27 protein-coding genes are annotated in these 26,397 nt (G+C 70.4%); 18 read left to right on the top strand and 9 right to left on the bottom strand.

All coding sequences use genetic code 11. The annotated features are described in order from the left end of the window. Nucleotides 1–48 precede the first annotated feature (48 nt). From OG453_RS31045 to OG453_RS31055, 3 genes are all read left to right on the top strand, one after another. The gene (locus OG453_RS31045; protein WP_266871883.1) at nucleotides 49–954 is read left to right on the top strand and encodes a DMT family transporter; all 906 of its coding nucleotides are present in this window, start codon (nucleotides 49–51) and stop codon (nucleotides 952–954) included. A 34-nt stretch (nucleotides 955–988) separates the two neighbouring features. After that, a complete protein-coding gene (locus OG453_RS31050) occupies nucleotides 989–1,429 on the top strand; it encodes a hypothetical protein (protein WP_266871884.1) in 441 nt (146 codons plus the stop codon). A gap of 89 nt (nucleotides 1,430–1,518) precedes the next feature. Next, entirely contained in the window at nucleotides 1,519–1,941 is a 423-nt protein-coding gene (locus tag OG453_RS31055; protein ID WP_266871885.1) for a ribonuclease, read from the top strand. A gap of 30 nt (nucleotides 1,942–1,971) precedes the next feature. Here OG453_RS31055 and OG453_RS31060 read toward each other — a convergent pair whose 3' ends face one another. Beyond that, nucleotides 1,972–2,178 (bottom strand): hypothetical protein, encoded by a 207-nt coding sequence (locus OG453_RS31060; RefSeq protein ID WP_266871886.1) that lies wholly within the window; start codon nucleotides 2,176–2,178, stop codon nucleotides 1,972–1,974. 158 nt (nucleotides 2,179–2,336) lie between these two features. Between OG453_RS31060 and OG453_RS31065 the strand changes: the two genes are divergently transcribed. From OG453_RS31065 to OG453_RS31080, 4 genes are all read left to right on the top strand, one after another. Continuing rightward, a complete protein-coding gene (locus OG453_RS31065; RefSeq protein ID WP_266871887.1) occupies nucleotides 2,337–3,587 on the top strand; it encodes a sensor histidine kinase in 1,251 nt (416 codons plus the stop codon). A gap of 66 nt (nucleotides 3,588–3,653) precedes the next feature. After that, a complete protein-coding gene (locus OG453_RS31070) occupies nucleotides 3,654–4,820 on the top strand; it encodes a hypothetical protein (protein WP_266871888.1) in 1,167 nt (388 codons plus the stop codon). Beyond that, complete coding sequence (locus OG453_RS31075; protein WP_266871889.1) at nucleotides 4,820–5,974, top strand: hypothetical protein; 1,155 nt, start codon at nucleotides 4,820–4,822, stop codon at nucleotides 5,972–5,974. Before OG453_RS31070 ends, OG453_RS31075 begins: the two co-directional genes overlap by 1 nt. Nucleotides 5,975–6,012: 38 nt before the next feature. Beyond that, on the top strand, nucleotides 6,013–6,684 hold the full coding sequence (locus OG453_RS31080) for a response regulator transcription factor (protein WP_266871890.1): 672 nt from the start codon (nucleotides 6,013–6,015) through the stop codon (nucleotides 6,682–6,684). A gap of 66 nt (nucleotides 6,685–6,750) precedes the next feature. Here OG453_RS31080 and OG453_RS31085 read toward each other — a convergent pair whose 3' ends face one another. Next, a complete protein-coding gene (locus OG453_RS31085; RefSeq protein WP_266871891.1) occupies nucleotides 6,751–7,791 on the bottom strand; it encodes a Gfo/Idh/MocA family oxidoreductase in 1,041 nt (346 codons plus the stop codon). Nucleotides 7,792–8,028: 237 nt separating this feature from the next. Between OG453_RS31085 and OG453_RS31090 the strand changes: the two genes are divergently transcribed. From OG453_RS31090 to OG453_RS31130, 9 genes are all read left to right on the top strand, one after another. Beyond that, entirely contained in the window at nucleotides 8,029–8,826 is a 798-nt protein-coding gene (locus OG453_RS31090) for an SAM-dependent methyltransferase (protein ID WP_266871892.1), read from the top strand. Between the two features lie 142 nt (nucleotides 8,827–8,968). Then, entirely contained in the window at nucleotides 8,969–9,718 is a 750-nt protein-coding gene (locus tag OG453_RS31095) for a GntR family transcriptional regulator (protein WP_266873186.1), read from the top strand. A 119-nt stretch (nucleotides 9,719–9,837) separates the two neighbouring features. Next, the gene (locus OG453_RS31100; protein ID WP_266871893.1) at nucleotides 9,838–10,839 is read left to right on the top strand and encodes a sugar ABC transporter substrate-binding protein; all 1,002 of its coding nucleotides are present in this window, start codon (nucleotides 9,838–9,840) and stop codon (nucleotides 10,837–10,839) included. A 95-nt stretch (nucleotides 10,840–10,934) separates the two neighbouring features. Next, nucleotides 10,935–11,948 carry a sugar ABC transporter substrate-binding protein gene (locus OG453_RS31105; RefSeq protein ID WP_266871894.1) on the top strand — a complete coding sequence of 338 codons (1,014 nt, stop codon included), beginning with the start codon at nucleotides 10,935–10,937 and terminating at the stop codon, nucleotides 11,946–11,948. Then, nucleotides 11,945–13,006: an ABC transporter permease gene (locus OG453_RS31110; RefSeq protein WP_266871895.1), complete on the top strand. Its 1,062-nt coding sequence runs from the start codon at nucleotides 11,945–11,947 to the stop codon at nucleotides 13,004–13,006. Before OG453_RS31105 ends, OG453_RS31110 begins: the two co-directional genes overlap by 4 nt. After that, entirely contained in the window at nucleotides 13,003–13,812 is an 810-nt protein-coding gene (locus OG453_RS31115; protein ID WP_266871896.1) for an ATP-binding cassette domain-containing protein, read from the top strand. Before OG453_RS31110 ends, OG453_RS31115 begins: the two co-directional genes overlap by 4 nt. A gap of 192 nt (nucleotides 13,813–14,004) precedes the next feature. Continuing rightward, entirely contained in the window at nucleotides 14,005–15,162 is a 1,158-nt protein-coding gene (locus tag OG453_RS31120; protein WP_266871897.1) for an ROK family glucokinase, read from the top strand. A gap of 4 nt (nucleotides 15,163–15,166) precedes the next feature. Beyond that, a complete protein-coding gene (locus tag OG453_RS31125) occupies nucleotides 15,167–15,778 on the top strand; it encodes a sugar kinase (protein ID WP_266871898.1) in 612 nt (203 codons plus the stop codon). A gap of 44 nt (nucleotides 15,779–15,822) precedes the next feature. Beyond that, nucleotides 15,823–17,103 (top strand): sulfite oxidase, encoded by a 1,281-nt coding sequence (locus OG453_RS31130; RefSeq protein ID WP_266871899.1) that lies wholly within the window; start codon nucleotides 15,823–15,825, stop codon nucleotides 17,101–17,103. A 30-nt stretch (nucleotides 17,104–17,133) separates the two neighbouring features. Here the strand turns inward: OG453_RS31130 and OG453_RS31135 are convergent, their stop codons facing one another. Together OG453_RS31135 and OG453_RS31140 are read right to left on the bottom strand one after the other, a co-directional pair. Then, nucleotides 17,134–18,093, bottom strand: a complete 960-nt coding sequence (locus tag OG453_RS31135) for an ornithine cyclodeaminase family protein (RefSeq protein ID WP_266871900.1) — start codon at nucleotides 18,091–18,093, stop codon at nucleotides 17,134–17,136. A 34-nt stretch (nucleotides 18,094–18,127) separates the two neighbouring features. Then, the gene (locus OG453_RS31140; protein ID WP_266871901.1) at nucleotides 18,128–18,955 is read right to left on the bottom strand and encodes an HAD-IIA family hydrolase; all 828 of its coding nucleotides are present in this window, start codon (nucleotides 18,953–18,955) and stop codon (nucleotides 18,128–18,130) included. Between the two features lie 71 nt (nucleotides 18,956–19,026). Here OG453_RS31140 and OG453_RS31145 point away from each other — a divergent pair, with 71 nt between their 5' ends. Next, the gene (locus OG453_RS31145; protein ID WP_266871902.1) at nucleotides 19,027–19,674 is read left to right on the top strand and encodes a hypothetical protein; all 648 of its coding nucleotides are present in this window, start codon (nucleotides 19,027–19,029) and stop codon (nucleotides 19,672–19,674) included. Here OG453_RS31145 and OG453_RS31150 read toward each other — a convergent pair. The 3 genes from OG453_RS31150 to OG453_RS31160 form a co-directional block, all read right to left on the bottom strand. Then, nucleotides 19,668–20,477, bottom strand: coding sequence for a S9 family peptidase (locus tag OG453_RS31150; protein ID WP_266871903.1), 810 nt, complete (start codon nucleotides 20,475–20,477; stop codon nucleotides 19,668–19,670). The two genes, OG453_RS31145 and OG453_RS31150, sit on opposite strands and share 7 nt — an antisense overlap. A 280-nt stretch (nucleotides 20,478–20,757) precedes the next feature. Continuing rightward, entirely contained in the window at nucleotides 20,758–21,873 is a 1,116-nt protein-coding gene (locus OG453_RS31155) for a hypothetical protein (protein WP_266871904.1), read from the bottom strand. A 38-nt stretch (nucleotides 21,874–21,911) separates the two neighbouring features. Continuing rightward, on the bottom strand, nucleotides 21,912–23,006 hold the full coding sequence (locus OG453_RS31160) for a hypothetical protein (protein WP_266871905.1): 1,095 nt from the start codon (nucleotides 23,004–23,006) through the stop codon (nucleotides 21,912–21,914). Nucleotides 23,007–23,384: 378 nt separating this feature from the next. Here OG453_RS31160 and OG453_RS31165 point away from each other — a divergent pair, with 378 nt between their 5' ends. Beyond that, nucleotides 23,385–24,602 (top strand): RICIN domain-containing protein, encoded by a 1,218-nt coding sequence (locus OG453_RS31165; protein WP_266871906.1) that lies wholly within the window; start codon nucleotides 23,385–23,387, stop codon nucleotides 24,600–24,602. A gap of 54 nt (nucleotides 24,603–24,656) precedes the next feature. Here OG453_RS31165 and OG453_RS31170 read toward each other — a convergent pair whose 3' ends face one another. Continuing rightward, nucleotides 24,657–25,592, bottom strand: a complete 936-nt coding sequence (locus tag OG453_RS31170; protein ID WP_266871907.1) for an MBL fold metallo-hydrolase — start codon at nucleotides 25,590–25,592, stop codon at nucleotides 24,657–24,659. Between the two features lie 66 nt (nucleotides 25,593–25,658). Then, a complete protein-coding gene (locus OG453_RS31175; protein ID WP_266871908.1) occupies nucleotides 25,659–26,345 on the bottom strand; it encodes a DUF4232 domain-containing protein in 687 nt (228 codons plus the stop codon). Nucleotides 26,346–26,397 lie beyond the last annotated feature (52 nt).

Here is a 26,397-nt window from a genome sequence, read left to right on the forward strand (position 1 = left end):
GAGCCACCGAAGTCTCCACACCGCCGCATCCGTTGGAGACCGCGCCCCGTGTCGACGCTCGCCGCCCCCGCCGCGCCCACCGCGCGCCCCGCCTGGCTCACCGATCTGCCCGTTCTGCTGGTGGCCGTGGTCTGGGGCGCCAGCTACCTCGCGGCGAAGGGCATCACGACCACGCACACCGTCATTGCCGTCCTGGTGCTGCGCTTCGGCATCGTGCTTCCGGCGCTCGTGGCGGCGGGATGGCGAGGGCTGCGCGCGCTGACGGCGCCGCAGTGGCGCGGCGCGGGGACGCTCGGGCTGATCCTGAGCGGGATCTTCCTCCTGGAGACCTACGGCGTCGTCCACACCTCGGCGACCAACGCGGGCCTCATCATCAGCCTCACCATGATCTTCACCCCGCTCGCCGAGGCCGCGGTGACGCGGAAGCGGCCGCCGCGCGCCTTCCTCGCGGCGGCGGGACTCTCCGTGCTCGGCGTGGTCCTGCTGACCCAGGGCGGGGGCTTCACGCGGCCCTCGCTCGGCGACGGCCTGATCCTGCTCGCGGCGCTCGCCCGCACGGTGCACGTCCTGGCGATGTCACGCATCAAGGCCGTCCAGGACGCCGACTCGCTCTCCCTCACCACCGTCCAACTCGGCTCCGCCGTGGCCGTGTTCGCGGTCCTCGCCGGCGCGGGCACGGGGGAGAGCCCGTGGTCCGTCGCCGCGGACTTCGGCGTACGCGAGTGGGCGGGGCTGCTCTTCCTCTCCGTGTTCTGCACGCTCTTCGCCTTCTTCGTACAGATGTGGGCGGTGCGCAGGACCTCTCCCTCGCGCGTGAGCCTGCTGCTCGGCACGGAGCCGCTGTGGGCGGCCGCGGTCGGGATCGCGGTGGGCGGCGAACGGCTGGGTGTGGTGGGTCTGGTGGGAGGTGTGCTGGTTCTGGTGGGGACCAGCTGGGGGCGTCGGGCGCGGTGATACGTTCCGTGGTCGATCAAGGAGGGGGAGGCTCATGAACGAGCACTTCGAGCAGGAGTTCGCCGCGAGCGCGGAGAAGCGCCGCAACTGGGGCGGCATGCTGTTGTTGGTGGCGGGCGGCATCTGGGTCGTGCTCGCGTACCAGCTGATGATGCCGTTCGGCGACGGGGACGACGACTATCCCAGCAGCCGCAAGTGCTCGTCGGTGCTCTTCTACGAGGGGGACGCCCCGACCTGGGCGGAGGGCGAGACGCGGGACGACTGCCGCGCCCAGCGCCGTTGGCCCGAGATGCTGGCCTGGCTGGGGCTGTCCGTGCCGCTCTCGGTCGGCGGCGCCGTGCTCTACACCAGCGGGACCACCAGCCTCCGGATGCGTGAGTACATGGCGGAGCACCGCATCGCCGCCGCCAAGAAGGATGCAGACGCCAAGAAGGACGCAGACGCGAAGAAGGACACCGCCGCGAAGAAGGACTGACGAACCGCGGGCGGCGCACGGTTAACTCCCGGAAAATTCAGCGCACTTGACGTTGACACGACAACCTCTACGCGCGTCACACTGGACCCATGCGAATCCCCCCACGAATCGTCAGCGTCACAGCCCTTGCCGCCGCCCTGCTCGTCGGCGGCCCTGTCGCCGTCTCCGCGAACGCGGCGCCGGCATCGGCCCCGGCCCCCACGTCGGCGTCGTACTCCATCACCGCCGTCGGCGACATCTGCTACTCCGCCCTGCCCTCCCAGGCGCACGACACCCTCGACCTGATCAAGGCGGGCGGCCCCTACCCGTATCCGCAGGACGGCACGGTCTTCCAGAACAGGGAAGGCGTCCTGCCCTCGCAGAGCTCCGGCTACTACCACGAGTACACGGTCAAGACCCCCGGCTCACCGGACCGCGGCGCGCGCCGCATCGTGACCGGTGAGGAGAACCAGGAGGACTACTACACGGCGGACCACTACGAGTCCTTCGATCTGGTCGACTACGCCTGTTGACGGAGTGTGCCGACAGGCGCCGACAGCGGTCTAGCGTCCCTTCCGGCTCCCCGCGGCCGCGAACAGCGCGAACGCCAGCACGATGAGCGTGACGCCCGCGTAGATCTCGTAGCCGTCGAGGAACCCGATCCGCTGCACGATGCCCCAGCCGTCGAACCGGCCGGTCAGCTCGTGCACCAGGGCGGCCACGCCCTGGATCAGGAGAAGGACGCCGAAGACCTCAAGTACCTGCTTCATACCGAAGAGCCTCGCCCCGTGGACTCCCCACGCACATCGGCCACGGGGCGAGGCTTCTTCCCGCCCGATCCTCCGAAAGTCTCGACCTGCGCGACTTTCGTAGCCGATCACGTCCGAGGGGCGTGCGGCGCCCGCCTCGGTGCGTAGATTTGTCGACCATGAGCGGCAATGAACCCACGACGCGGCCCCAGCCCTTGGCCAGGAGTCCGTGGACGCTGCCCTCGGCCGTCGCCGCGGAGCTCGACCCGGACCGCCGCGCGGGGCGCAGGCACAGGCGGACCGTGCGCGACTGGATCGTCGACTTCGCCTGCTTCTTCGTGGCCGTCGTCATCGGCCTGGTGGCCGCCGATTCGGTCGACGGCAACCCGCACCTCTCCCAGACCGCCGAGGAGCTCGACCAGCTGGTCGGTGCGCTCGCGTGCGCCGCGGTCTGGCTGCGCAGGCGCTGGCCGGTCGGCCTCGCCATCGCCATGGTGCCGGTCAGCCTGGTCTCCGACACGGCGTCCGGCGCCGCCGCGGTGGCCCTGTTCACGCTCGCGGTGCACCGCCCCTTCCGGTACGTCGCCTGGATCGGCGGGGTCTCGATCGCGATCGTGCCGCTCATGTACTGGCTGCGGCCCGACGCAGACCTGCCGTACCTGGTCGTCGTCATCCTCGGCGTGCTCGTCAGCGCTTCCGTCATCGGCTGGGGCATGTTCGTGCGCTCCCGCCGCCAGCTGCTGCTCAGCCTGCGCGACCGCGCCATCCGTGCCGAGAACGAGGCCGCGCTCCGTGCCGAACAGGCCCAGCGTCTTGCCCGCGAGGACATCGCCCGCGAGATGCACGACGTCCTGGCCCACCGCCTCACCCTGCTCAGCGTGCACGCCGGCGCCCTGGAGTTCCGCCCCGACGCACCCCGTGCGGAGATCGCCCGCGCCGCAGGAGTCATCCGGGAGAGCTCGCACGAGGCGCTGCAGGATCTGCGCCAGGTCATCGGCGTCCTGCGCGGCGGCGACGGCGAGGCATCGGGCCGTCCGCAGCCGACCCTCGCCGCCCTGGACACACTGGTCGCCGAGTCGCGCGACGCGGGCATGAAGGTCGCGCTCGACCAGCGGGTCGGCGATGCCACGGAGGTGCCCGCCGCGATCGGCCGCACCGCGTACCGCATCGCCCAGGAAGCCCTGACCAACGCCCGCAAGCACGCCCCCGGCGCCGAGGTGACCGTCGCCGTCTCGGGGCGGCCCGGCGAGGGCCTGGCCATCGTCGTACGCAACCCGCCGCCGCCCGGCGACGTGCCGCACGTACCCGGCTCGGGCCAGGGCCTGATCGGCCTCACCGAACGGGCCACGCTCGCGGGCGGGCGCCTGGGGCACGGCACGTCGGCGGACGGCGGCTTCGAGGTCAACGCCTGGCTGCCGTGGGCCCCGTGACGGAGGCAGTGCCTCCGCCTGGATACGATCAGCGGCCACATCGGGCGAGGCAAGGCGGATGACGCGGTGACGGGGGAGATACGGGCGGGGCGGTTTCGCCGCGCACGAGGAGCGGCGCGGGGGCTCATACGCACACGGCGCCGGGCGGCGGTCACGGGCGCCGTGGTGCTGGCGCTGGCCGCGGGGCTCGGCACGTGGGCGTTCCAGGGGCCTTTGGACATCAAGGACCGCTACTGCTGGGGTGGTTGGGAAGAGGACAGCGGTCCCGCCATCCTCGGCGACGACGGTTTCACGGGCGAGGACGGACACAGCCGTACGTCGAAGGGGGCGGCGCCCACTCCGGACAAGCCGGCAGGCACGTGCACCCTGGCCGTGCGCTCCAGCCACACCTTCTCCGACGGCGACACGGGCGTCCAGGACACCACGGTCACGGTGACCTACGGCCGGGCGCCCAAGGGGGCGGCGGACCGCCTGGAGTGGCTGGTCGGTTACCTCGGTGACGGTGCGATGCCGCTGCCGGACGGACTGCCCGGCGCGGTCGACGCCGACCGCGGCCTCATCGTGCTGCCGAAGCGGTGCGACACGCGCGACGGGCGGCCGGTCGCGGTCACCCTCGACGCGCGGGAGCGCTCGGAGCCGGACGAGGCGCTGCCGAGGACGGTGGACCTGGGCGGCTCGCGCACCGTCGCCGAACTCCTGGTGGCGGCCGCCAACCAGGGCATGGAGAAGGCGGGTTGCGCCCCGGCGGAGCCGCTGCGCGTCACCTCGCCCCTGCTCACGCTGCCGGAGAAGCGGGAGACCTTCTACTCCGACCCCGCGTGCCGTATCAAGGGCCTCGACCTCGACCTGGGCGACGAAGCGGAATCCGACACGGATTACCAAGTCGGCCCGGTCACCCGCGACATGCAGTCCTGCTCGGTACGGATCGGCCGCGACGACGTGCAGTTCCTCGACGCCCTGATGGTCGCCCAGCCCCGGGTCGACGCGCTCATCGCCGATGTGACGGGCGAGAAGCCGCCCGCACGAGGCTGGCGCGGCAAGGGCGTTATCGGCGCGGGCCACCAGGTCGTACGGGCCCAGTGCGCGGGGCGTCCGACGACGTTCCTGATGCTGGGCTCCCCGCAGCGGGAGGCGACGGGCCACTTCGCGGCGTTCAGCAACGCGGTGGCGCAGCGCCTCGGGTGCCCGGCGGTGGCACCGACGACGTCGAGTGAAGCCGGGGGGACCCACTGATGACCGGGAACGAAGAGACCGCAGAGACCGCAGCGACCTCAGAGACCGAAGCCGGCGTGCCCTCACCCCGCCCCTGGTGGCACTGGCGCCGCCTCACGCGCGGCCGGCTGCGGCCCGCGATCGCCGCGGCCGTCGCGGGTGCGCTGCTCGGCGGTGCGGGGGTGGCCTGGCAGGCGCAGGCGGGCCCCTTCGAGGAGGCATCGGCGTGCTGGGGCGCGCTCGGCGAGGACGACGTGGCGGACCTGTTCGGCGGCAAGCGGGACATCGAGGCGTCCGACGTGCCCGTCACCTCGGACCACATCTTCTCCGAGGGCCCCTCCGGGCTGTGCCGCCTGAAGTCGCCGCGCGGCCGCCGCGTCACGGCCCAGGTGCATGAACTCGACACCCGGTTCGGCGGTTCGGGCGACAAGTGGGCCGACGAGTATCTCTCCGCGCGGATGACCCCGCTCGGCGGCGGACTCCTGGGCATGGCCTCCGACACGCGCGCGTGGCTCGCGGTTCCGGAGGGCTGCGTCGGCAGGGCGGAGGAGGGCCACGGCCCGCTGGTGATCGACATCGAGGCCGGCTGGACCGTCTACGACGAAGAGGTCGACACCGGCGAACGCGCCCGCCTCACCACCGCCGTGGTCAGGCTCGTCAACGGCTACCTGACCGAACAGGGCTGCCGGGGCAAGGTCGACGACCCGGCGGACCGGCTGCCCGGCCCTGCCCGCTTCCAGGACGAGAAGCCCGACGCGATCTGCGGCATCAAGGGGCTGCACATGCGGGGCATGCGGGACGTCGACAAGTACAAGCCGCCGCTGGTGACCAAGGGCGAAGGCCCCGTACGGACCTGCGACCGCGACGTGCTCTTCGGTCACCCCGCGCTGCGGCTCATGACGGTCGAGGACCCGCGCCTCGCCGAGCTCTACCGGCAGCTGAAGTTCGACGGCGGCGACAACGTCAAGGCGGTGGGCGGCGGCAAGGGCCGGGGCTTCCTGCGGGACGACTTCGGGTTCTTCCAGGCCGAGTGCCAGACGGGCGACGTCACCTTCCTCATCCGCGCCGAGGACACGGACCGCGCCGCCGACATCCGTACGCTGCTGCCCCGCTACGTGGCCGCGGAGTCGTCGCGCGTCGGCTGCGGCCCCCTTCGGATCAAGCTGCCCGCGTGACGTCGGGCTCCGCTCTTCTACCTGGTTACGGTGGTCGCATGAACCCCATCAAGCTGCTGCTCGTCGACGACGACCCACTGGTCCGTGCGGGCCTGTCGTTCATGCTCGGCGGCGCGGACGACATCGAGATCGTCGGTGAGGCGGGCGACGGCACGGAGGTCGCGGGACTCGTCGCCGAACGGCGCCCCGACGTCGTCCTGATGGACATCCGCATGCCCACGATGGACGGCCTCGCGGCGACGGAGGCGTTGCGGAAACGCCCCGACGCCCCCGAGGTGATCGTCCTGACCACCTTCCACGCGGACGAGCAGGTGCTGCGGGCCCTGCGGGCGGGCGCCGCGGGGTTCGTCCTGAAGGACACCGCGCCCGCCGAGATCGTCGCGGCGGTGCGTGCGGTGGCGGCGGGGGAGCCGGTGCTCTCGCCCTCGGTGACCCAGCAGTTGATCACTCGGGTGACCGGGGACGACCCTCAACAGGGGCGCAGGGAACGGGCGTTGGGGCGGCTTGCGCTCCTTGGCGAGCGGGAGCGGGAGGTGGCGGTCGCGGTGGGGCGAGGGGCGTCCAACGCGGAGATCGCGGCGGAGCTGTTCCTGAGCGTGGCCACGGTGAAGGCCCATGTCTCCCGGATCCTGACGAAGCTGGACCTCAACAACCGTGTGCAGGTTGCGCTGTTGGCGCATGATGCGGGGTTGTTGGACGGGGTTGAGTAGCCCCGAGGCCGTGAGCACCGTCGATCACCGGCTCCGCCGAGTTCGTCCCCAAACTCCCCCAAGCTCTTAAGGAGCAGGGAGGGGCCCCCTCGACGGGCTGGGATTATCCCCTGCGATCTCCGCCATCCGTACCACCTGCCCCTCCCGCCGGGACATCTCGCACGCCTCCGCGATCCGCAACGCGGCCAGCGCCTCGCGGCCGTCGCACGGGTTCGCCCGCTCGCCCCGTACGACCTCGACGAACGCGGCGAGCTCCGCCTCGTACGCGGGCGCGAACCGCTCGAGGAACCCAGGCCAGGGCTTCTCGGGCGGCGGCGGTCCGGACGGTTCCACCGACGACAGGGGAGTGCGGTCGTCGAAGCCGACGACGATCTGGTCGTCCTCGCCCGCCAGTTCCATGCGTACGTCGTAGCCCGCGCCGTTGCACCGCGTCGCGGTGGCCGTGGCGAGCGTGCCGTCGTCGAGGGTGAGGACCGCCGCGGCCGTGTCGACGTCGTCCGCCTCGCGGAACATCGCGGGCCCTGCGTCGGACCCGGTCGCGTACACCTCCGTCACCTCACGGCCCGTCACCCAGCGCAGCATGTCGAAGTCGTGGACCAGACAGTCCCGGTAGAGCCCGCCGGACAGCGGCAGATACGCGGCCGGCGGCGGCGCCGGGTCGGCGGTGATCGCGCGGACGGTGTGCAGCCGCCCGAGCCGCCCCGCGCGCACGGCATCGCGCGCCGCCCGGTACCCCGCGTCGAAGCGCCGCTGGAAGCCCAGTTGGAGCACCGTCCCCGCGGACTCGACCTCCCGCAGCGCGGAGAGCGTGCCCGCCAGGTCGAGGGCGATGGGCTTCTCGCAGAAGACGGGGAGCCGGGCACGGGCCGCCCTGCCGATCAGCTCGGCGTGCGCGGAGGTCGCCGCGGTGATCACCACCGCGTCCACGCCTCCGGTGAAGAGCTCGTCCACCGACGCGGCGGCCGTCGCCCCGATGCGGGACGCGAGGTCGGCCGCGCGCCCGGCGTCCACGTCGGCGACGACCAGTGCCGCCACGTCCGGGTGCCGCCGCAGAGCCGCGGAGTGAAATGTGCCGATACGGCCCGTTCCGATGAGTCCGATGCGCATGGACCCACCCTCGCCAGGCGCAGAGGTCCTGTCAATCCTTTGTCCGGACAAAGGGTCTGCGGAAATGGGGTTCCGCTTTCCCCGAGCCGTCATCTGCTCCGATGTCGGCGACATGATCGGGACTCCGAACTACGGTGTACAGCAGTGTTGTTCGGCCGAAGCGCCTGGTCCATTGCCTGATCTATTGCCCGATCCATGGCCCGATCCATGGCCTGATCTATTGAGAGAAGCACTGTCATGAGCAGCGAACCCGCAGACATCCACAAGATAGACACGTCCCTGCCGCACAGCGCGCGCGTCTGGAACTACTGGCTTGGCGGCAAGGATCACTACGCGTCCGACCAGATGGCCGGTGATGCCTACAAGGAGAAGTTCCCGCTGATCGTCCCGATGGCCCGGGAGTCCCGTGACGTACTGCGTCGCTCGGTGACCTGGATGGCGCAGCAAGGTGTCAAGCAGTTCCTCGACGTGGGTGCCGGGCTGCCCACGGCCAACAACACCCATGAGATCGCCCAACGCGTCGCGCCGGACAGCCGGGTGGTCTATGTGGATCACGACCCGATCGTCCTGATGCACGTCGACACGCTGCTCAGGAGCTCACCTGAAGGCGCCACGGACTATGTCCTTGCGGACATGCGTGACACCGACACGATCCTTCAAGGCGCCGCGAAAACGCTGGACATGTCCCAGCCCATCGGCCTCGTGATCAACGACGTATTAGGCCACATCTCCCCGTGGGAGGACGTTCTGACGTTGGTGCGCGGTCTGGTGTCGGGCCTTCCTTCGGGCAGCTACGCCTCACTGACGCACTCCGACGCCGACGACGAACTGCACCGCAGCGTGCAGGACGAGTACAACAACTCCGGCGCGATCCCCTACATCCTGCGCAGCCCGGAGCAGACGGTCTCCCTCTTCGACGGCCTTGATCTCGTCGATCCCGGGTTCGTCCCGTGGCCGAAGTGGAAGCCGGACTCGGCCATGCCGGGCTCGCTGACCATCCGGGCCGGATGGGTCGGTGTCGCACGGGTGCCGTGACGCCGCCCGCGGTGCATTGCACGGGCCAGGGCCGAGCCGTTGTCCGCGCCGGGTTTGTCCGGACAACAGAACTTCAGAACTTCCCGTCATCATTTCCTGGGGCTACGCTCGGCCCGTGCCCAAATCTGCCGCCAAACCAGCCGTGGACCCGACGGTCTCCCTGCAGCTCGGCGTCGACCGCAGCAGCCCGGTCCCGCTGTACTTCCAGCTGTCCCAGCAGCTGGAAGCGGCGATCGAGCGCGGCGCCCTCACCCCGGGCAGCCTGCTCGGCAACGAGATAGAACTCGCCGGACGCCTCGGTCTGTCCCGGCCGACCGTCCGCCAGGCCATCCAGTCGCTCGTCGACAAGGGGCTGCTCGTGCGGCGCAGAGGCGTCGGCACCCAGGTCGTGCACAGTCAGGTCAAGCGTCCGCTGGAGCTCAGCAGCCTCTACGACGACCTGGAAGCGGCCGGTCAGCGGCCCGAGACCCGCGTCCTGCTCAACACCGTCGAGCCCGCGTCCGCCGGGGTCGCGGCCGCCCTCGGCATCGCGGAGGGCGACGAGGTGCACCTGGTCGAGCGGCTCCGGCTCGCCCATGGGGAGCCCATGGCTTACCTGCGCAATCACCTCCCGGCAGGGCTGCTCGCGCTCGACACCGACCGGCTCGAGGCCACCGGCCTGTACCGCCTGATGCGGGCCGCCGGCATCACCCTGCACAGTGCGCGGCAGTCCGTCGGCGCCCGCGCCGCCACCGCGGAGGAGGGCGAGCGGCTCGGCGAGCCCGCGGGTGCCCCGCTGCTCACCATGGAGCGCACGACCTTCGACGACACGGGCCGCGCGGTCGAGTTCGGCTCGCACATCTACCGGGCCTCGCGCTACTCCTTCGAGTTCCAGCTCCTCGTACGGCCGTAGCGCCCGCTCACATCACCGTCGTAAGAATGTTCTGACAAATCCATTGACGCTGCCGCGCACCCACCGCTAGAACTCCCCCCAGCCGCATCGAGGCGGCCGGGAGAAGAGGTGGTCCCACCATGCGCACATCCCGTACGGCGACAGGTGTCGCGGCCTGCATCACGGTGATCGCCCTCGCGGCCGGATGCAGCAGCTCCGGCGGCAAGGACGACGAGGACAAGTCGGGCGACGGCGGAGGCGGCGGCAAGGGCGTGAACACGCCCCGCCTCAAGATCGCGATGGTGACGCACTCCGGGGAGGGCGACACCTTCTGGGACATCGTCCAGAGCGGCGCCAAGCAGGCGGCCGGCAAGGACAACGTCGAGTTCCTCTACTCCAACGACAAAGAGGCCAAGGGCCAGGCCGAGCTGGTCCAGTCGGCGATCGACAAGAAGGTCGACGGCATCGTCGTGACCCTGGCCAAGCCCGAGGCGATGAAGACGGTCCTCGGCAAGGCCGAAGCCGCCGGGATACCCGTCGTCACGATCAACTCCGGCGGCGAGTTCTCCGCCGACTTCGGCGCGCTCGGCCACATCGGGCAGGACGAGTCCGTGGCGGGCGAGGCCGTCGGCGACGAGCTGACCAAGGGCGGCAAGAAGAAGGTGCTCTGCGTCATCCACGAACAGGGCAACGTCTCGCTGGAGCAGCGCTGCGCGGGCGTCAAGAAGACCTTCAAGGGTTCGGTCGAGAACCTCAACGTCGAAGGCACCAATGCGCCCAACGCCCAGTCGTCCATCAGCGCGAAGCTGCAGGCCACCAAGGACATCGACGCGGTGGTCACGCTCGGCGCGCCCATCGCCGCGCTCTCGGTGAAGGCCAAGGAGGACGCCGACAGCGAGGCGGAGGTCGCCACCTTCGACCTGAACGCCGAGGTGGTCAAGCGCCTCAAGGCCAAGGAGGTCGGCTTCGCCGTCGACCAGCAGCCCTACCTCCAGGGCTACCTCGCCATCGACGAACTGTGGCTCTACAAGACCAACGCGAACGTCATCGGCGGCGGCAAGCCCGTCCTCACCGGACCCGCGATCGTCACCGAGAAGGACGTGCCGCAGCTGGAGAAGTACACCGCCCGCGGTACCCGATGAGTACATGCGTGATCCGCGTGGTCGATACTTGGGCGGCTGGGGCCGGGGATCCGGACCGGCCTCACCGAGGAGCAGAGCAAGAAGGGCACGGCGTCGTGGCAAGGGTTCAGACAGGGGTACGTGCGGTGGGCGCCGTGCTGGTCGCGGTGCTCGGGGTATCCCTTGCGGGGTGCAGCAGCACCGGTGGCAAGCGCGCGGAAGACGCCCGCAAGGCGGCAGCGGCACAGGGGAAGGCGGCGGTGAACACGCCGCGCTGGACCTTCGGGATGGTGACCCACTCGGGCGACGGCGACACGTTCTGGGACATCGTGCAGAACGGCGCCGAGCAGGCGGCCGTCAAGGACAACATCAAGTTCCTGTACGCCCATGACGACGAGGCCCAGCAGCAGGCTCAGCTCGTGGACTCCTACGTGGACAAGAAGGTCGACGGCATCATCGTGTCGCTGGCCAAGCCCGACGCGATGAAGGGCCCGCTGGCCCGCGCCAAGAAGGCCGGCATCCCGGTGATCACCGTGAACTCCGGCTCCGCGGAGTCCAAGGAGTTCGGCGCGCTCACGCACATCGGCCAGGACGAGACGATCGCGGGCGAGGCCGTCGGCGAGGAGCTCAACAAGCGCGGCAAGAAGAAGGCGCTCTGCATCCTGCACGAGCAGGGCAACGTGGGCCACGAGCAGCGCTGCGACGGCGCGGAGAAGACCTTCGACGGCAAGCTGCAGAACCTGTACGTGACGGGCACGAACATGCCCGACGTGCAGTCGTCCATCGAGGCCAGGCTGCAGTCCGACAAGGACATCGACGCGGTCGTCACGCTCGGCGCGCCCTTCGCGGACGCCGCGGTGAAGGCCAAGGACGGCGCGGGCAGCAAGGCGGAGATCGACACCTTCGACCTGAACGAGAAGGTCGCCGCCGGCCTCAAGTCCGGCACCCTCGGCTTCGCCGTCGACCAGCAGCCCTACCTCCAGGGCTACGAGGCCGTCGACCTGCTGTGGCTCTACAAGTACAACGCCGACGTCCTCGGCGGCGGCAAGCCGGTCCTGACCGGACCGCAGATCATCACCAAGGACCAGGCCGCCGAGCTGGAGGACTACGCGAAGCGAGGGACCCGATGACAGCGACAGCACCCGCGCCCGCCCCGTCCCCGGACACCAAGACGGACGAGCGCCTCCTGAAGACCTCGCCGCTGAAGAAGCTGATGGGCCGCCCCGAGCTCGGCTCGGTCGTCGGCGCCATCGCGGTCTTCCTCTTCTTCGCGATCGTCGCGGACAGCTTCCTGCAGGCCAACAGCCTCGCCACGGTCACGTACGCCGCCTCGACGATCGGCATCATGGCGGTGCCGGTGGCGCTGCTCATGATCGGCGGCGAGTTCGACCTGTCGGCGGGCGTCATGGTGACGACGTCCGCGCTGATCTCCTCGATGTTCAGCTACCAGATGACGGCGAACGTCTGGGTGGGCGTGGTGGTCTCCCTCCTGGCCACCCTCGCGGTCGGCGTCTTCAACGGCGTCATGCTGACCCGCACCGACCCGCCGAGCTTCATCATCACGCTCGGTACGTTCCTGATGCTGACCGGCATGAACCTCGGCTTCACCAAGCTGATCAGCGGCACGGTCTCCACGAAGTCGATCGCCGACATGGAGGGCTTCTCCTCCGCCAAGGACGTCTTCGCCTCGACGATCACCATCGGCGGCGTAGATTTCAAGATCACGATCGTCTGGTGGCTGGCCCTGATCGCGGTCGCCACCTGGATCCTGCTCCGCACCCGCGTCGGCAACTGGATCTTCGCGGTGGGCGGCGGCGAGGACGCGGCCCGCGCGGTGGGCGTCCCCGTCGCGGCGACCAAAATCGGCCTCTACATGGGCGTCGCCTTCGGCGCCTGGATCTCGGGCCAGCACCTGCTCTTCTCGTACGACGTCGTGCAGTCCGGCGAGGGCGTCGGCAACGAACTGATCTACATCATCGCGGCCGTCATCGGCGGCTGTCTGATCACCGGCGGCTATGGCTCCGCGGTCGGCGCGGCGGTCGGCGCGCTGATCTTCGGCATGGTCAGCAAGGGCATCGTGTTCGCCGAGTGGAACCCCGACTGGTTCAAGTTCTTCCTCGGAGTGATGCTGCTCCTGGCGACCCTGCTCAACCACTGGGTCCGCAAGCGCGCGGAGGCGACGAAATGACGGAAGCAACCGACGCGGTTCCCACGGCGGAGCGCACCCCGCTCGTCGAGCTCGACGACGTCAGCAAGTACTACGGCAACATCCGCGCCCTCGAAGGCGTCTCCCTGGAGGTCCACGCGGGCGAGATCTCCTGCGTCCTGGGCGACAACGGCGCGGGCAAGTCCACCCTCATCAAGATCATCGCGGGCCTGCACCAGCACGACGCGGGCGACTTCCGCATCGAGGGCGAGGACGCGAAGCTGTCCTCGCCCCGCGAGGCCCTGGACCGCGGCATCGCCACGGTCTACCAGGACCTCGCCGTGGTCCCCCTCATGCCGGTCTGGCGGAACTTCTTCCTCGGCTCGGAGCCGACGAAGGGCGCGGGCCCCTTCCGCCGCATGGACGTCGACTTCATGCGCGAGACGACCCGCGCGGAGCTGCTCCGCATGGGCATCGACCTGCGCGACGTCGACCAGCCCATCGGCACCCTCTCGGGCGGCGAGCGCCAGTGCGTGGCGATCGCGCGCGCCGTCTACTTCGGCGCGAAGGTCCTGGTCCTTGACGAACCGACGGCGGCGCTCGGCGTCAAGCAGTCGGGCGTCGTCCTGAAGTACGTCGCCGCCGCGCGGGACGCGGGCCTCGGCGTGGTCTTGATCACCCACAACCCGCACCACGCGTACCTGGTCGGCAACCGCTTCATCCTCCTGAAGCGCGGCGCGATGTTCGGCAGCTACGCGAGGGACGAGGTCACCCTGGACGAGTTGACCCGCCAGATGGCGGGCGGCTCGGAGCTGGATGACCTGCGTCACGAGCTAGAGGGACGCTGAGGACAAGCGCCCCGTCAGGGGCGCGGGGAACTGCGCGCTCAGCCACGAAAAAGCCGCAGACGCGTCTGCCGAGTACCGAGCAGACGCGTCTGCGGCTCTTCTTGGGCTGGTCGCGCAGTTCCCCGCGCCCCTAAAGGGGCGCCCCCGGGTCTGTTGTGCGCGCCCCCGCGAGCGTGAGGCAGAATCCAAGCAATGAGCACCTACCGCGACCTCGCGCACCGCGGCTCCGCACGAGCCACCGTCCTGCGGACCGTGGGCACGCGTGAGCGCCGATCGCATCTGACGGCGCCCCGCGTGCCCACCGTCGGCATCGACATCGGCGGCACGAAGGTGATGGCGGGCGTCGTCGACGCCGACGGCAACATCCTGGAGACGCTCCGCACGGAGACCCCGGACAAGTCCAAGAGCCCCAAGGTCGTCGAGGACACCATCGTCGAGCTGGTCCTCGACCTCTCCGACCGGCACGACGTGCACGCGGTCGGCATCGGCGCGGCCGGCTGGGTGGACGCGGACCGCAACCGCGTCCTGTTCGCCCCGCACCTGTCCTGGCGCAACGAACCCCTCCGCGACCGCATCTCGGGCCGCCTCGCCGTGCCCGTCATGGTGGACAACGACGCGAACACGGCCGCGTGGGCCGAGTGGCGCTTCGGAGCGGGCCGCGGCGAGGACCACCTCGTCATGATCACGCTGGGCACCGGCATCGGTGGCGCGATCCTGGAGGACGGCCAGGTCAAGCGCGGCAAGTTCGGCGTGGCCGGCGAATTCGGCCATATGCAGGTCGTCCCCGGCGGCCACCGCTGCCCCTGTGGCAACCGCGGCTGCTGGGAGCAGTACAGCTCCGGGAACGCGCTGGTCAGGGAGGCCCGGGAGCTCGCCGCGGCCGACTCCCCGGTGGCGTACGGCCTGATCGAACGGGTCAAGGGCAACATCCCCGACATCTCGGGCCCGCTGATCACCGAGCTGGCCCGCGAGGGCGACGCGATGTGCGTCGAGCTGCTCCAGGACATCGGCCAGTGGCTCGGCGTGGGCATCGCGAACCTCGCCGCGGCCCTCGACCCCTCCTGCTTCGTCATCGGCGGCGGTGTCAGCGCCGCCGACGACCTCCTCATCGGCCCGGCCCGCGACGCCTTCCGCCGCCACCTCACCGGGCGCGGCTACCGCCCCGAGGCCCGCATCGCCCGCGCCCAGCTCGGCCCCGAGGCGGGCATGGTGGGCGCCGCCGACCTGGCCCGTCTGGTCGCCCGCCGCTTCCGCCGCGCCAACCGCCGCCGTGTGGAGCGCTACGAACGCTATGAGCGGTACGCCGAAGCGCGCCGCTCCAACAACCGCACCTCTCAGGGAACCCAGTAAGCAGATGACCGTGCCCCGCCAGCCCTCGTCCCCGGACTCTCCGGACTCATCGGATTCCCCGGACTCCCCGGACGAGGGCAAGCGTCCCCCTGAGGACCGCCGCCACATGATCCGCCGCCGCTGGCTGACGGCGACGATCATCGTCCTGCTCATCGGCGTACCCGCCGGCTATCTGGTGATCTCCGCCAACCAGAGCCGCAACAGCGGGCGCGACAAGGAGGCCAAGTACTCCGCGACGGGCCTCACGGCGGGCTGGCCCTCCAAGGTGCAGCGCCGCCTGTACGACGTGCCGATCCCGCCGTACTCCAGGGAAGTCGCGTACTACGAGACGAACAACTGGCGCACCAGCCGCATGTACGCCCAGTTCCTGACGAGCAACAAGGGCCTGGACAAGTTCCTCAAGCAGATCGGCTCGAGCACCGCCGACCTGGAGAAGAACGACATCACGATCAGCAAGCGCGACCGCAAGGTCGTCGGCTGGGAGTTCACGGACCCGGGCCCCTGGTACGGCCTCACCCACGAACAGAAGGACCCGATCCCGACGCTGGACGTCGTGGTGAACCGCGCCAACCCGGACCACCCGATGGTGTACGTGGTGTCTACGACAACCCCGTAACTGGCGTGTTTCGTCGGTGAGTTGTCCGAGGGGCGGCTCGTACGATGACGCCCATGATCTCCAAAGGGGTGTCCGAAGAGGCGTACGACGGACGTCGCAGGGCCCAGTGGCTCGCGGGGGAGGCCCGAGCGGCCGGGGTGGCGCGCAGGGACATGCTGCGGCTGCTCGCGGCGGCGGGCGGGGCATCGGCGCTGGCACTGGCCGCCCCGCGCGCGGAGGCGACGGCAGGCACCCGGAGCTCCGTACCCGGCATCGTGAAACCACTCCCGTCGGACCGCTTCACGATCCGGGGCACCAACGCGGAGACAAAGTTCGAGTCACTGTCAGAGACCGGCCATCGCACTCCGGCCTCCCACTTCTTCGTACGCAACCACACCTCGACCCCGCGGCTCGACGCGAAGACGTGGAAGCTGAAGATCTGGGGCGACGGACTACGAGGCGGCCCGAGGGAGTTCACCCTCTCCGACCTCAAGGGCCTCCCTTCGGTGTCGCGCACGGCCTTCGTCGAATGCGCGGGCAACGCCCGCAGCTTCTTCGCCACGCAACAGGGCACCCCCGTCTCCGGCACCCCCTGGACCCTGGGCGCGATCGGCAACGCCCACTGGCGCGGCGCACGCCTCTCCGAAGTCCTGCGCCTGGCCGGAGTGTCCCGCCGCGCCGTGGACGTGCTGCCGCGAGGCCTGGACGCCGACTACGTCACGGACGACGGCACGAACCTGGGCAGAGTCCGCCGCCCCCTGCCCCTGTCCAAGGCAATGGACGACGTGATCCTGGCCTACGAGATGAACGACGCCCCACTACCGCCGGACCACGGCTACCCGGTCCGGATTCTCGCCCCCTCCTGGGTGGGCATCGCCTCGATCAAATGGCTGGGCGACATCGAGGTCTCCACAACCCCGCTCTACTCACCCTGGAACACGGACTTCTACCGCCTGTTCGGCGAGGCGTACCCGGATGAGGGCAGCACCCCGCTGACCCTCCAGACCCTCAAGTCCGCCTTCGAACTCCCGTGGAACGCAAGCCTCCCGGCCGCCAGAACCCACCACCTCACCGGCCGCTCCTGGTCGGCGTCCGGCGCCATCACCCGGGTCGACATCAGCACGGACGAGGGCACCACTTGGCACCCCGCCCGCCTCAACGACAAGCCCCAAACGTCCAGTTGGACCCGCTGGACCACAACCTGGCATCCCAAAACCCCCGGCCCGACCACTCTCCTGGCCCGCGCGACGGACACCACGGGCCGCACCCAGCCGGAGACGACGGTGCACAATGCGCAGGGGTATTTGTTCGATGCGGTGGTGCGGCATGCGGTGCGGGTGGTGTGAGATGGCGCGGGCCGCTCGCGCGGCCGCGCCCTAACCGGCGGTCGAACCGAGGGCGGCCCACCCCTCGTACACGCTCACCGCCACCCCAAGATCCTCCCAAGCCATCCCCGCCGATTTGAACAGCCGGGGCCGGTCGCCGGGGATTGTCGTCTCGCCGCGTACGAGTTCGGCCAATGTCCGCAGCCGGGTCACGTCGAAGGTGCCCGCCTCGATCGCCAGGATGATGTCCCCGCACTCCCTCAGGGCCACGCCGCGGGACTCCGCCACCACCGAACCGCGGGACAGGAGGGCCTCGTCGACCTCGCGGGCGTCCGGTTCGTGTGAGCCCACCGCCGCCACCGTCGCGTGGTCCGCCAGCAGGGTGCTGTCGAAGAGGGGGGTGCGTGCCGTCGTGCAGCAGCAGATCACGTCGGCCGACGCGACGTCCGCCGCGGTGGCGGGCGCCGCCGAGAGGCCCGCGGTGCGGCAGCGTTCGACGAAGGCCGCCACCCGCTCCGGGGTCCGTGCGACCACGTCGACATGCTCCAGGGTGGGCCGCACCGCCCGGACCGCCTCCACGTGCCCCCAGGCCTGCGGGCCCGTCCCGAAGACGAGCAGGCGGCGCGCTTCGGGCACCGCCAAGTACTTGATCGCGGCGCCCGATACGGCGGGCGTCCGCAGGGACGTCAGGGCGATGCCGTCCATGAGGGCGCGCGGCGTGTGCGTCACGCCGTCCAGGAGTGCGTACATGCCCTGGATACGGGGCAGGTCGCGGCCTGCGTTGGAAGGGGTGACCGTGGCGATCTTCACGCCCGTGTACGCGGTGGTGGCCGACGGCATCAGGAGGAGTTGCCCGCCGGGGATGTCGACCACGCCTCGGGGCGGTTCCGCTTCCGGGTCCAGATCTGTCTTCAGGACGGCTTCCACCGCCTCGATCGCCGTGGGCATGGGGACGAGCCGGGACATCGTCTCGGCGTCGATGTACGGCGGCGGAACGGTTCCGGACGGCATGGGTGGGTCCTTTCGCGGTGCGGTGCGGTATGGATCAGTTGGCGTTCGAGGCCAAGTGGTCGATGAGGTGGGGGAGTGCGGCGAAGGAGTCGAGCACGTGGTCCGGTGTTCCGGAGGCCGAACGGTGGGTCTCCGGAAGGTACTTGCCGGTCTTGACGAGTACGCCGGTGATGCCGCCGCGCTGGGCGGCGAGCACGTCGGACTCGATGTCGTCGCCGATCATGAGCGTTGCGGACGGCTCGGCGCCCAGGTGGGCGAGCGCGGCGGTGAAGAAGGCCTCGGACGGTTTGCCGGTGATGGTCGCCTCTACCCGGGCGGCCCGTTCGAGACCGAGGAGGAAGGCGCCGGTGTCGAGGTCGAGACCGTCGGCGGTGCGCCAGTAGAGGTTGCGGTGCATCGCGACGAGGGCGGCTCCCCGTTGCAGGTGACGGAAGACGCGGTTGAGGGCCGCGTAACTGAACTCTTCGCCCGCGCCGCCGAGTACGACGACGTCCACTTCCTGATCTGAATCAGCCTCGGGCTCGTCGACCAGCGTCACTCCCGTCAGGTCGGCCCTGATGTCACCGGCGTTGAGCAGCAGGCAGCGTGCGCCCGGGTGGTGCTCGCGCAGGTGGGCCGCGGTGACGGCGGGGGCCGTGAGGATGTCGTCGGCCGTGACGGGGAACCCCGCCTCCGCGAGGCGTGCGGCGATCGAGGCGCGGGTGCGCGAGGTCGTGTTGGTGACCAGGGCGAGCGGGAGCCCCGCCGCGCGCAGCCGCTCCATGGCCGCGACGGCGCCGGGGAGCGGATCCCAGGACACGGTCAGCACTCCGTCGATGTCGATGAGGACTGCGCGGATCCCGCCGACTTGCTCCAGCTCCATGGGACGACCGTACTCACTCAGGGGGCCACCTCACTCACTGAGTGGGCCGCCTCGCCCCGTACGGTGATCGAATGTCTGAGCGAAATGATGACGCCGTCGAGCAGGTCACCGCTGCCTGGCTCCGGCTGACCGCCTGGCTGCGGGTGAACGCTCCAACGTCGTACGCCTCACTGCTGCCGCCTGCTCCGGAGTGCGCGATTGACGCCGCCGGTGCCCAGCTGACGCAGCACCTCGGCTACGGGCTGCCCGCCGAACTGGCGGCCGTGTGGCGGCTGTGCGGTGGTGTGGAGAACCAGTACATCGAGGAGAACGAGGAGGAGGGCGAGGTCGGCTCCGGGGATTTCCTGCCGGACGGGGCGTTGTTCACGCCGGCCGATGCCGTGCGCCCGAGGCTTCCGGGGATCGGCGAGCGCGACTACTGGCAGGGGGCCCGGGTGGTTCCGTGGGTTTCGCGGGACGCCGCCGGGCCGGAGTACGGCGAGTACGTGTCCGAAGCCGGCGTCGGCCACTGGTCGACGATGGCCGGGCCCGAGGTGTCAGAGCCGCGCCACCCTTCGATGGCCGCGTACTTGGAAGCCGTCCACCGCACGCTGACCGAGGGGCCGCCCGACCTGATGGGCTCCGATGTTCCCGGCATCGTGTGGGGCTGTCTCGTATGGGACGACCCGGATGATCCGCGCCTTGACGACGCTTTGGAGCACTGGACGCCCCTTCACTGAGGGAGCGGGGCCGCCGCCGCGAGCCGGCGGCGGAACCACCGGGTGAGGCCGGCGTCCACCTCGCGGGCCACTGGCAGCTGGGGCGCGGGCTCGATGCCGGGTTCTTCGGCGAGCGGATGCGCCAACCCGGGGATCGAAAGCAGTTCGGACCGCTCCCCGAGTGCGTCGACGAGGTCCGACGCATCGGCACGCAGCCCCGGATGATCCCGCTCGCCGCTGACGACGAGCAGCGGCACGCGACCGGCGATGGCGCCCGCCTTGGCGACGAAGTCCAGGCTGTCGACGGCCTTCTCGGACTCGGCGTCGTACGGATAGCCGCCGGGGAACAGGCCGACGACAGACCGCATCCGGACGGCGGCGTTGACGACGGCGCCGGCGAAGACCGGGATCTCGGTGTCGGTGAGGATCCGCAGCGCGACGGCCCCGCCGAGCGACCCACCAAGGACGCCGATCGGACCGTCATCGACCGGCAGTTGCGCTCGGATCGATGCCAGCGCGGCAGGGAACTCCTCGGCCGCCTGCCGGACGAACGGATGCAGATACGACATCAGGACGTCCTCGCGCAGCAACGCCAAGCCGGCGTCCATGCTGCCGTCGACCATGCGCGCCTCGCACATCGGCATGCCGAGGTGCACCCGCCACGCAGGCACCTCGCTCATCGGCAGCGCGGCGGCGAACGCGGCGTCCGACCTCGGCGCGTCCAGCATGTGCCACGTGACGATCAGCGGCGCGGTCCCGCCGCCGGCCGGCGGCAGCGCGGTGAACGGCACACCGGCGGCCGTACCCGTGATCGGTGAGAGCACGCGGTCACGGTAGGTCGGCGGCTGCCTGCCGCGAGCCAGGTATCGCCACCGGCGAAACCATGCGGCCGGTACGCGCAGCACCCCTCTCATGGGGGCGACGGATCATATGGGCGACGGATCGTATGGGCGACGGACGCCCCGGTCCCCGCGCACCGCGACGGCGTATCCCGGCAGTCGACGGCATCGACCCTGCCCGCGCCGAGGCGCACCCGCCATGCGGCTGAGGTTCCACGCGCGAAACGGGGCTCCGTCCACTGCGGACGGAGCCCCGTCCGTCATCTCAGCCGAACCGCAGAACGCGCGGGGCGAAGGTGCCCTCGGGCCCGTCGGCCCGGCCGACCGACCACACCGTCGCCGTGCCTGGCACGGGCGCGAGCCGCAGCGCCCAGGATTCGCCCTCGCCGGCCACCGCCGGTTCGCTGTACTCGGTGAACGACCCTCCGTTCCAGGCAAGGAAATCCGGCCCGGGGACGAGCGGCGGATTGCTGCCCGGCGGGCCCCACTTCTGCGAGCGGGCCACCGAGACCCAGCCCAGCGAGCCGGACGTGCCGGGCGCCAGTGAGCTGATCGAGCCGAAGTCGGTGGGCACGGCGACCCGGTTCCACGCCTGCCCGTCGAAGCGGACCAGGAGGGGCGGAATCGGCTTGCCCGGCGGCCCGCCGACGAACCCGGCCGTGCCACCCGCCCACACCTCTGTCGGCGAGACCGCGAGCACACTGCTCACGCCCGACCGCGGGAACCCGCTGACGATCGTCTGCTGCCACTCCTGCCCGTTCCAGTGCGACACGGCCGCACCCGATTCGGTGGCGCCCGCGGCCCAGACGTCGTCGGCCGCCAGGATGTGCAGGCCGTACACCCATCCCGGCGGCACCGGTACGTCCCGCCAGCCGCGCCCGTCCCGGCGCAGCAGCACCTGCGCGCCGTCCCGCGAACCGATCAGCCAGGTCTCACCGCCGCCGGCGACGACTTTGGTCAGCACGACACCGCGCGGCGGCCGGTCCTCGGACCAGGCCTTGCCGTCGTGGCGGAGCAGGCGGGCGCCGCCCGCCGAGTCGCGGCCGACCGCCCAGACCGCGGTCGGCGAGGTCGCGGCGATGGACAGCAGCTCTCCCTGCCAGCCGATGCCGGGCAGACCCTGGCGCTGCCACGCGGTTCCGTCCCAGCGCAGCACCAGCGGGAAGCCCGGGGCTTCGCGCCCGACGGCGTCGGCACCCACCGCCCACACCCGGTCGGGCCCGAACGCCACGGCCTCGTTGAGACCGGCCTGCGGGCGAACCTGCGCCGGGACCGGAACGTGCTGCCAGGACGGGGGGTCCGCCGAGGCCGCGGCAGAGGACATGATCGCCACGATGGTCATGGCGACGGCGAGGGCCGCGACGAGAAGCCTGCGTGCCATGGGCAGTCTTCGTGCCATGGGAAGTCCGCGTGCCATGGTCAGCCTCCCAGCCGCTCGCTCATCAGGTTCGGTTTCGAGCCGTAGATCTCGGCGGTCCCGAAGGACAGCAGTTGGGACCCGGCCCTCGCCAGTACGCGCGGCTTGACGTCGATCGCGCCTGTGCGTTCCGGTCCGTACGAGAAAGTGGTGCGGGAGCCGTCCACCCGTGCGTACTTCGACTGGAACGCGCGGTCGCTGCGCACCGGCAGCCACAGCGCGCCGTCCGGGCCGCGCACCATGGCCTCGGTGTAGGTGTCGCCCAGCGGTGGGTAAGTGGTGCGCCAGGCATGCCCGTTGAAGGTCATCAGGTAGGTGCGGGCCACGCCGTCGGTGTACTGGCTGCCGCCGATGGTGGCCCGGCCGTACGGTTCGAGCAGGATGGTGTGCACGTTGCTGTTCGGCGGCAGCGCCACGTTCGCGTCCCGCCACGCCGTGCCGTCCCAGCGCAGGACGGTGGTTCCGGCCCCGGTGCTGGTGTCCCCCCAGGCCCAGGCGTCGGTGGCCGTACGCGCATTGATCCCCATGAGGTACAGCACGCCGTCCGGGGCGGACTGCGTGGTCCAGGCGGAGCCGTCGTAGTGCAGCACCTTCAGCCCGGTGTCGTCCTCACCGACCACCCACGCGGCACCCGGTACCGCGGCGAAGTCCTGGTACGTCCACAGCGTCTGCGGCAGCGGGACGGCACGCCAACCTGCCGGCCCTTCCGCCGACCGGCGCAGGATCTCCCCCTCACCCCCGCGGTTGTGGAAGATCCACACCTCCTCGCCGACGAACTGCACCTTGCCGAGCCAGCCGGGCTCACCGGCCCCGGGGAAGGTCGTGTCCCGGCTCCACGCCCTGCCGTCCCACCGGTACAGCATCGGCCGCAGCCCATCGGCGGCGTGCTCGTACCCGGTCGCCCACGCCTCGCCAGGACCACGGGCGGCGAGATCCTTCACGGTCACCGGCGGGGCGGCGGCGGGGACCGGAAGCGCCGACCAGCGCGGATCCACAGCAGCGGCAGCAGCGGCAGCAGGAGCGGCACCAGCGGCCGGCGACACCACCGCGGCACACGCGAGCACAAGGCAGACAAGGACCGCACGGAGACCGTTCACGAGAACCCCCCAGGACGCACGCGAAGGTCGCACAGCCTATTGGCATGCACACGCCTGCGCACAGACGGCATCCGGCCGATAGCGATCCCTGGCGGTCCCTAGCAGCACGGGGTGCCTTCCAAGGCATCGCGGCCACGAACCGCACTCGGCGGCTGGGCGTGCTGCGAATACGTCACTTGACGGTATCGACCGCAAGGGCTCCCCCCTAGCTTTCCTCGCGTGGCAGGCCGCAGCAGCCGCCGTCGAGCATCCCCCCCGAACGACCAGGAGGACCAGATGAGAACCCACCCCGCTAGGCGCGCGTTACCTCTGAACCAGCGGCGTCACAGACCCTCCGGACGGACCGCACGCGGCAGCCTGTTACGTCGCCTGGGGGCCGTGCTGGCCACCACACTCATGCTCTGCACCTTCCTGGTGACGGGCGCCGGAACCGCGCAGGCGGCCAACCCGGACACGCACCGCACGGCGACCTGGAACATGCAGAACGGGCGCGACCGGTGGGCCGGCGCCTACGCCCTCGCGCAGACGAGCTCCGTGGTGGCCCTCCAGGAGGTCCCCGACACCCAGCCCGCCGCTGCCACGTACATCGGCATGCGCGGCGGCGCCCGCGTCTACGAGTGGCGGGAGTCGAGCCGTCACCCGGTGCGCTATCTGCACATCCTCGACCAGCAGTCCCAGAACGTCGGCATCGTCACGTCCTGGTGGCCCGACGAGGTACGTGAGGTGCGGGGGGTCTACCGCTCGGCTCTGGCGGTCGGCAACCGCGCCGACAACGTCCTGTTCGCCTCGGTCCATGCCTCCGCCAACGGCGGCAGCGACGCCGCGTCCCTGGTGGGCCGGGTCTCCCAGGACGCGGCAACCGCCACGTACCAGAACTGGGCCGTCCTCGGTGACTTCAACCGCAACCCGTACGCGCTGCACAACTCCTACCTGCCGCAGGGCACACGCATCTACAACCCCGGACAGGCCACCCAGCGCAGCGGCGGCGAGCTCGACTACTTGGTCTCGAACGTGGACACGGACAACTGGCAGGCCACCGTCGGCGTGAACGCGGGCAGTGACCACTGGCCCGTCCACTTCAGTTCGATGCGCGGCGGCGCCGAGCCGAGGGAGCTGACCATCCACCCGGAGAACTCCGACACCCGCGTCCTTGACGTGTACGAAGGTCAGGACCGCAACGGCAGCCACGTCATCATCTACGACCCCAACGGCGCCTCGAACCAGCGCTGGCGCCTCTTCCACGTCGGCACCGGCAGCAACGGAAAGCCCATGTACCGCGTCGTCAGCTCGGACAGCAACAAGTGCCTTGACGTCCAGAACGGTCTGGCCAGCAGGCCCGGCAACTACCTCAACATCTGGGATTGCCACAACGTCAACGGCGACCCCGACCCCCAGCGCGACACCCAGAACTTCACCCTGGAGCACCCCAACGCCGCGCTGCCCAACATGACGATGCTCCGCAACAACGCCACCGGGCTGTACGCCAACATCGACGGCGGCGGCTCCGGCAACGGCACCTGGGTCGTCCAATGGCCCGACCAGATCGGCCAGTTCCCCGTCGCCAACGAGACCTTCTACCTCCACCCGACCGTCTGATTCTCTCTCCGACTCCGACCGACACGGGGGTCGTCCTGTGGCGAAAGCGGATCCCTAGCCGGACGTCTCGTCGCCCACACCGCTTTGGGCGAGGCGCCGGCGTTGCCCTTCGTGTATGTCGTTCACCCACTCCCAGCCAGGCTTGGCCGATGGGCCGAGCCGCGGGTCGCTGGGAACGTGGGCGTCACGCAGGGCGTGCAGGTACGCCCGATCCTGATTGATCCTTGCGCGTACCTGATCGGCTCTGGCGACGGACCCGTGACCGGGGATGAGGACATCGACGCCGTCCGCCACCTCCTCGAGCAGCCGCAGCCCGAGGAGGTAGTCCTCGATCGGGTCTGCGGTGTCGTCGAGCATCGGAATGAAGACATCAGAGAGCATGTCGCCGGCGACGAGAACCCCGCGCTCTTCGATCAACAGCGCCGCATGGCCCGGGGCATGCGCGGGATGCTCAATGATCCGGACCTTGGGGCCATCCCAGGGAATCTGCGCGGCTTCAGCAGGCAGACCGGTAATGAGGCCGAACAGGTCCAGCGGTGTTTCCTCGGCGATTTCCGGCGGCAGCCCCTCGGCGGCGCGGGCCTTCCAGTCCGCGTGCGACAGCAGTTCTCGCATATGAGCCGCGCAGCGGGCCGTACCGTAACGAGGCGCTTTGCCAAGTTCGGCATGCCAGAGGACGTGATCCCAATCAGGATGCGTCGAGAAGCCCGCTATGACGGGCTGGCCCAACTTACGAAGGTCGTTCGCCAGGCAGACCATTTCATCGCCCGTGATACCGGCGTCCACGAGCAGCACGCCGCCCTTTCCCTGCACGACAGCGGTGTTGTTCTGGAGCAATTCGCTCTGGTGGGTCAGCACACCCTCCGCGACCTGCTGCAGCATGGGAATCCTCCCGCTCGTGGTCGGCAGCCGCGTCTCGACCGGCACTCGAAAGCCCTGCCAAAAAGTCTGGCGCACACCACTCTCGACGGCAATGGAGAGCTGATCCACTGACAAGAAGGCAGAAAGCCCCGGACCGTCGCACCCGGCCGGGGCTGCCCTGAGAGCGCGTGGGGATCAGAAGTCGTACGGCTTGGAGGTGTTCCAGTTCAGGATGTCCGCGCTGGTCCACTTGAAATTCGACGCGGCACCCGTCTCGTCGTACACGTTCAGCGAGACGCCCGGGTTCGTGTGGCCGGCCTCGTCGCGCAGGGCGAGCGCCAGACCCTGTGCGGCGCGCTTCGGGGATCCGTCGGAGAAGAGGGCCGCCGCGGAGTAGACCTTGCCGTCGGGCTGGATCGTGATCCTGGAGTCGCCGCCCTCGGAGTCCTTGGAGAGCGGCAGGACCTCGTCGGTGTCGCCGAGCTTGACGGACGGGTGCGAAGTGACCCAGCAGGGCTTGGAGGTGTCGTTCCGCCCGGTGATCAGCAGGTGCTCGCCCTGCTCACCGCGGAACCGGTGCAGGACGGAGAAGTCGATGTCCTGGTCGCCGCACTGGCTGACGGACGCGGCGTCGGAGCCGTTCTGCACGCCGCCCGCGGCGGGCTTGTTCCCGGTGTTCTCCGAGGCGTTCCCGGTCTTCTCGGTGGAGCCCTTCTCGGTCGCCCGGCCGTCCGTGCCGGTGTTCTTGCCGACGTCCTCGCTCGCACTGCTCTTGGCGTTGTCGGTGGCGTTGTCCCCGCCGCCGCAGGCGGTCAGACCGCCCAGGGCGAGGGCGGCGGTGGCGGCGGCCAGGGCGGCGGTGCGGATGCGGGACGTACGCATGTGAGGATCCCCCGTGCGGTGATTCGGTTCGCGGACGGCTTGTCCGCCGCGG

Origin of the sequence: Streptomyces sp. NBC_01381 (assembly GCF_026340305.1) — a bacterium.
Taxonomy (GTDB): domain Bacteria; phylum Actinomycetota; class Actinomycetes; order Streptomycetales; family Streptomycetaceae; genus Streptomyces.

Coding starts and splice junctions, on each gene's coding strand:
- OG453_RS31135 (WP_266871900.1), bottom strand. CDS start 18,093: ATGCCGTCCGGAACCGTTCCGCCGCCGTACATCGACGCCGAGACGATG.
- OG453_RS31060 (WP_266871886.1), bottom strand. CDS start 2,178: ATGAAGCAGGTACTTGAGGTCTTCGGCGTCCTTCTCCTGATCCAGGGC.
- OG453_RS31155 (WP_266871904.1), bottom strand. CDS start 21,873: ATGGCACGCAGGCTTCTCGTCGCGGCCCTCGCCGTCGCCATGACCATC.
- OG453_RS31115 (WP_266871896.1), top strand. CDS start 13,003: ATGACGGAAGCAACCGACGCGGTTCCCACGGCGGAGCGCACCCCGCTC.
- OG453_RS31100 (WP_266871893.1), top strand. CDS start 9,838: ATGCGCACATCCCGTACGGCGACAGGTGTCGCGGCCTGCATCACGGTG.
- OG453_RS31085 (WP_266871891.1), bottom strand. CDS start 7,791: ATGCGCATCGGACTCATCGGAACGGGCCGTATCGGCACATTTCACTCC.
- OG453_RS31145 (WP_266871902.1), top strand. CDS start 19,027: ATGTCTGAGCGAAATGATGACGCCGTCGAGCAGGTCACCGCTGCCTGG.
- OG453_RS31065 (WP_266871887.1), top strand. CDS start 2,337: ATGAGCGGCAATGAACCCACGACGCGGCCCCAGCCCTTGGCCAGGAGT.
- OG453_RS31125 (WP_266871898.1), top strand. CDS start 15,167: ATGACCGTGCCCCGCCAGCCCTCGTCCCCGGACTCTCCGGACTCATCG.
- OG453_RS31130 (WP_266871899.1), top strand. CDS start 15,823: ATGACGCCCATGATCTCCAAAGGGGTGTCCGAAGAGGCGTACGACGGA.
- OG453_RS31075 (WP_266871889.1), top strand. CDS start 4,820: ATGACCGGGAACGAAGAGACCGCAGAGACCGCAGCGACCTCAGAGACC.
- OG453_RS31090 (WP_266871892.1), top strand. CDS start 8,029: ATGAGCAGCGAACCCGCAGACATCCACAAGATAGACACGTCCCTGCCG.
- OG453_RS31050 (WP_266871884.1), top strand. CDS start 989: ATGAACGAGCACTTCGAGCAGGAGTTCGCCGCGAGCGCGGAGAAGCGC.
- OG453_RS31080 (WP_266871890.1), top strand. CDS start 6,013: ATGAACCCCATCAAGCTGCTGCTCGTCGACGACGACCCACTGGTCCGT.
- OG453_RS31120 (WP_266871897.1), top strand. CDS start 14,005: ATGAGCACCTACCGCGACCTCGCGCACCGCGGCTCCGCACGAGCCACC.
- OG453_RS31055 (WP_266871885.1), top strand. CDS start 1,519: ATGCGAATCCCCCCACGAATCGTCAGCGTCACAGCCCTTGCCGCCGCC.
- OG453_RS31140 (WP_266871901.1), bottom strand. CDS start 18,955: ATGGAGCTGGAGCAAGTCGGCGGGATCCGCGCAGTCCTCATCGACATC.
- OG453_RS31110 (WP_266871895.1), top strand. CDS start 11,945: ATGACAGCGACAGCACCCGCGCCCGCCCCGTCCCCGGACACCAAGACG.
- OG453_RS31175 (WP_266871908.1), bottom strand. CDS start 26,345: ATGCGTACGTCCCGCATCCGCACCGCCGCCCTGGCCGCCGCCACCGCC.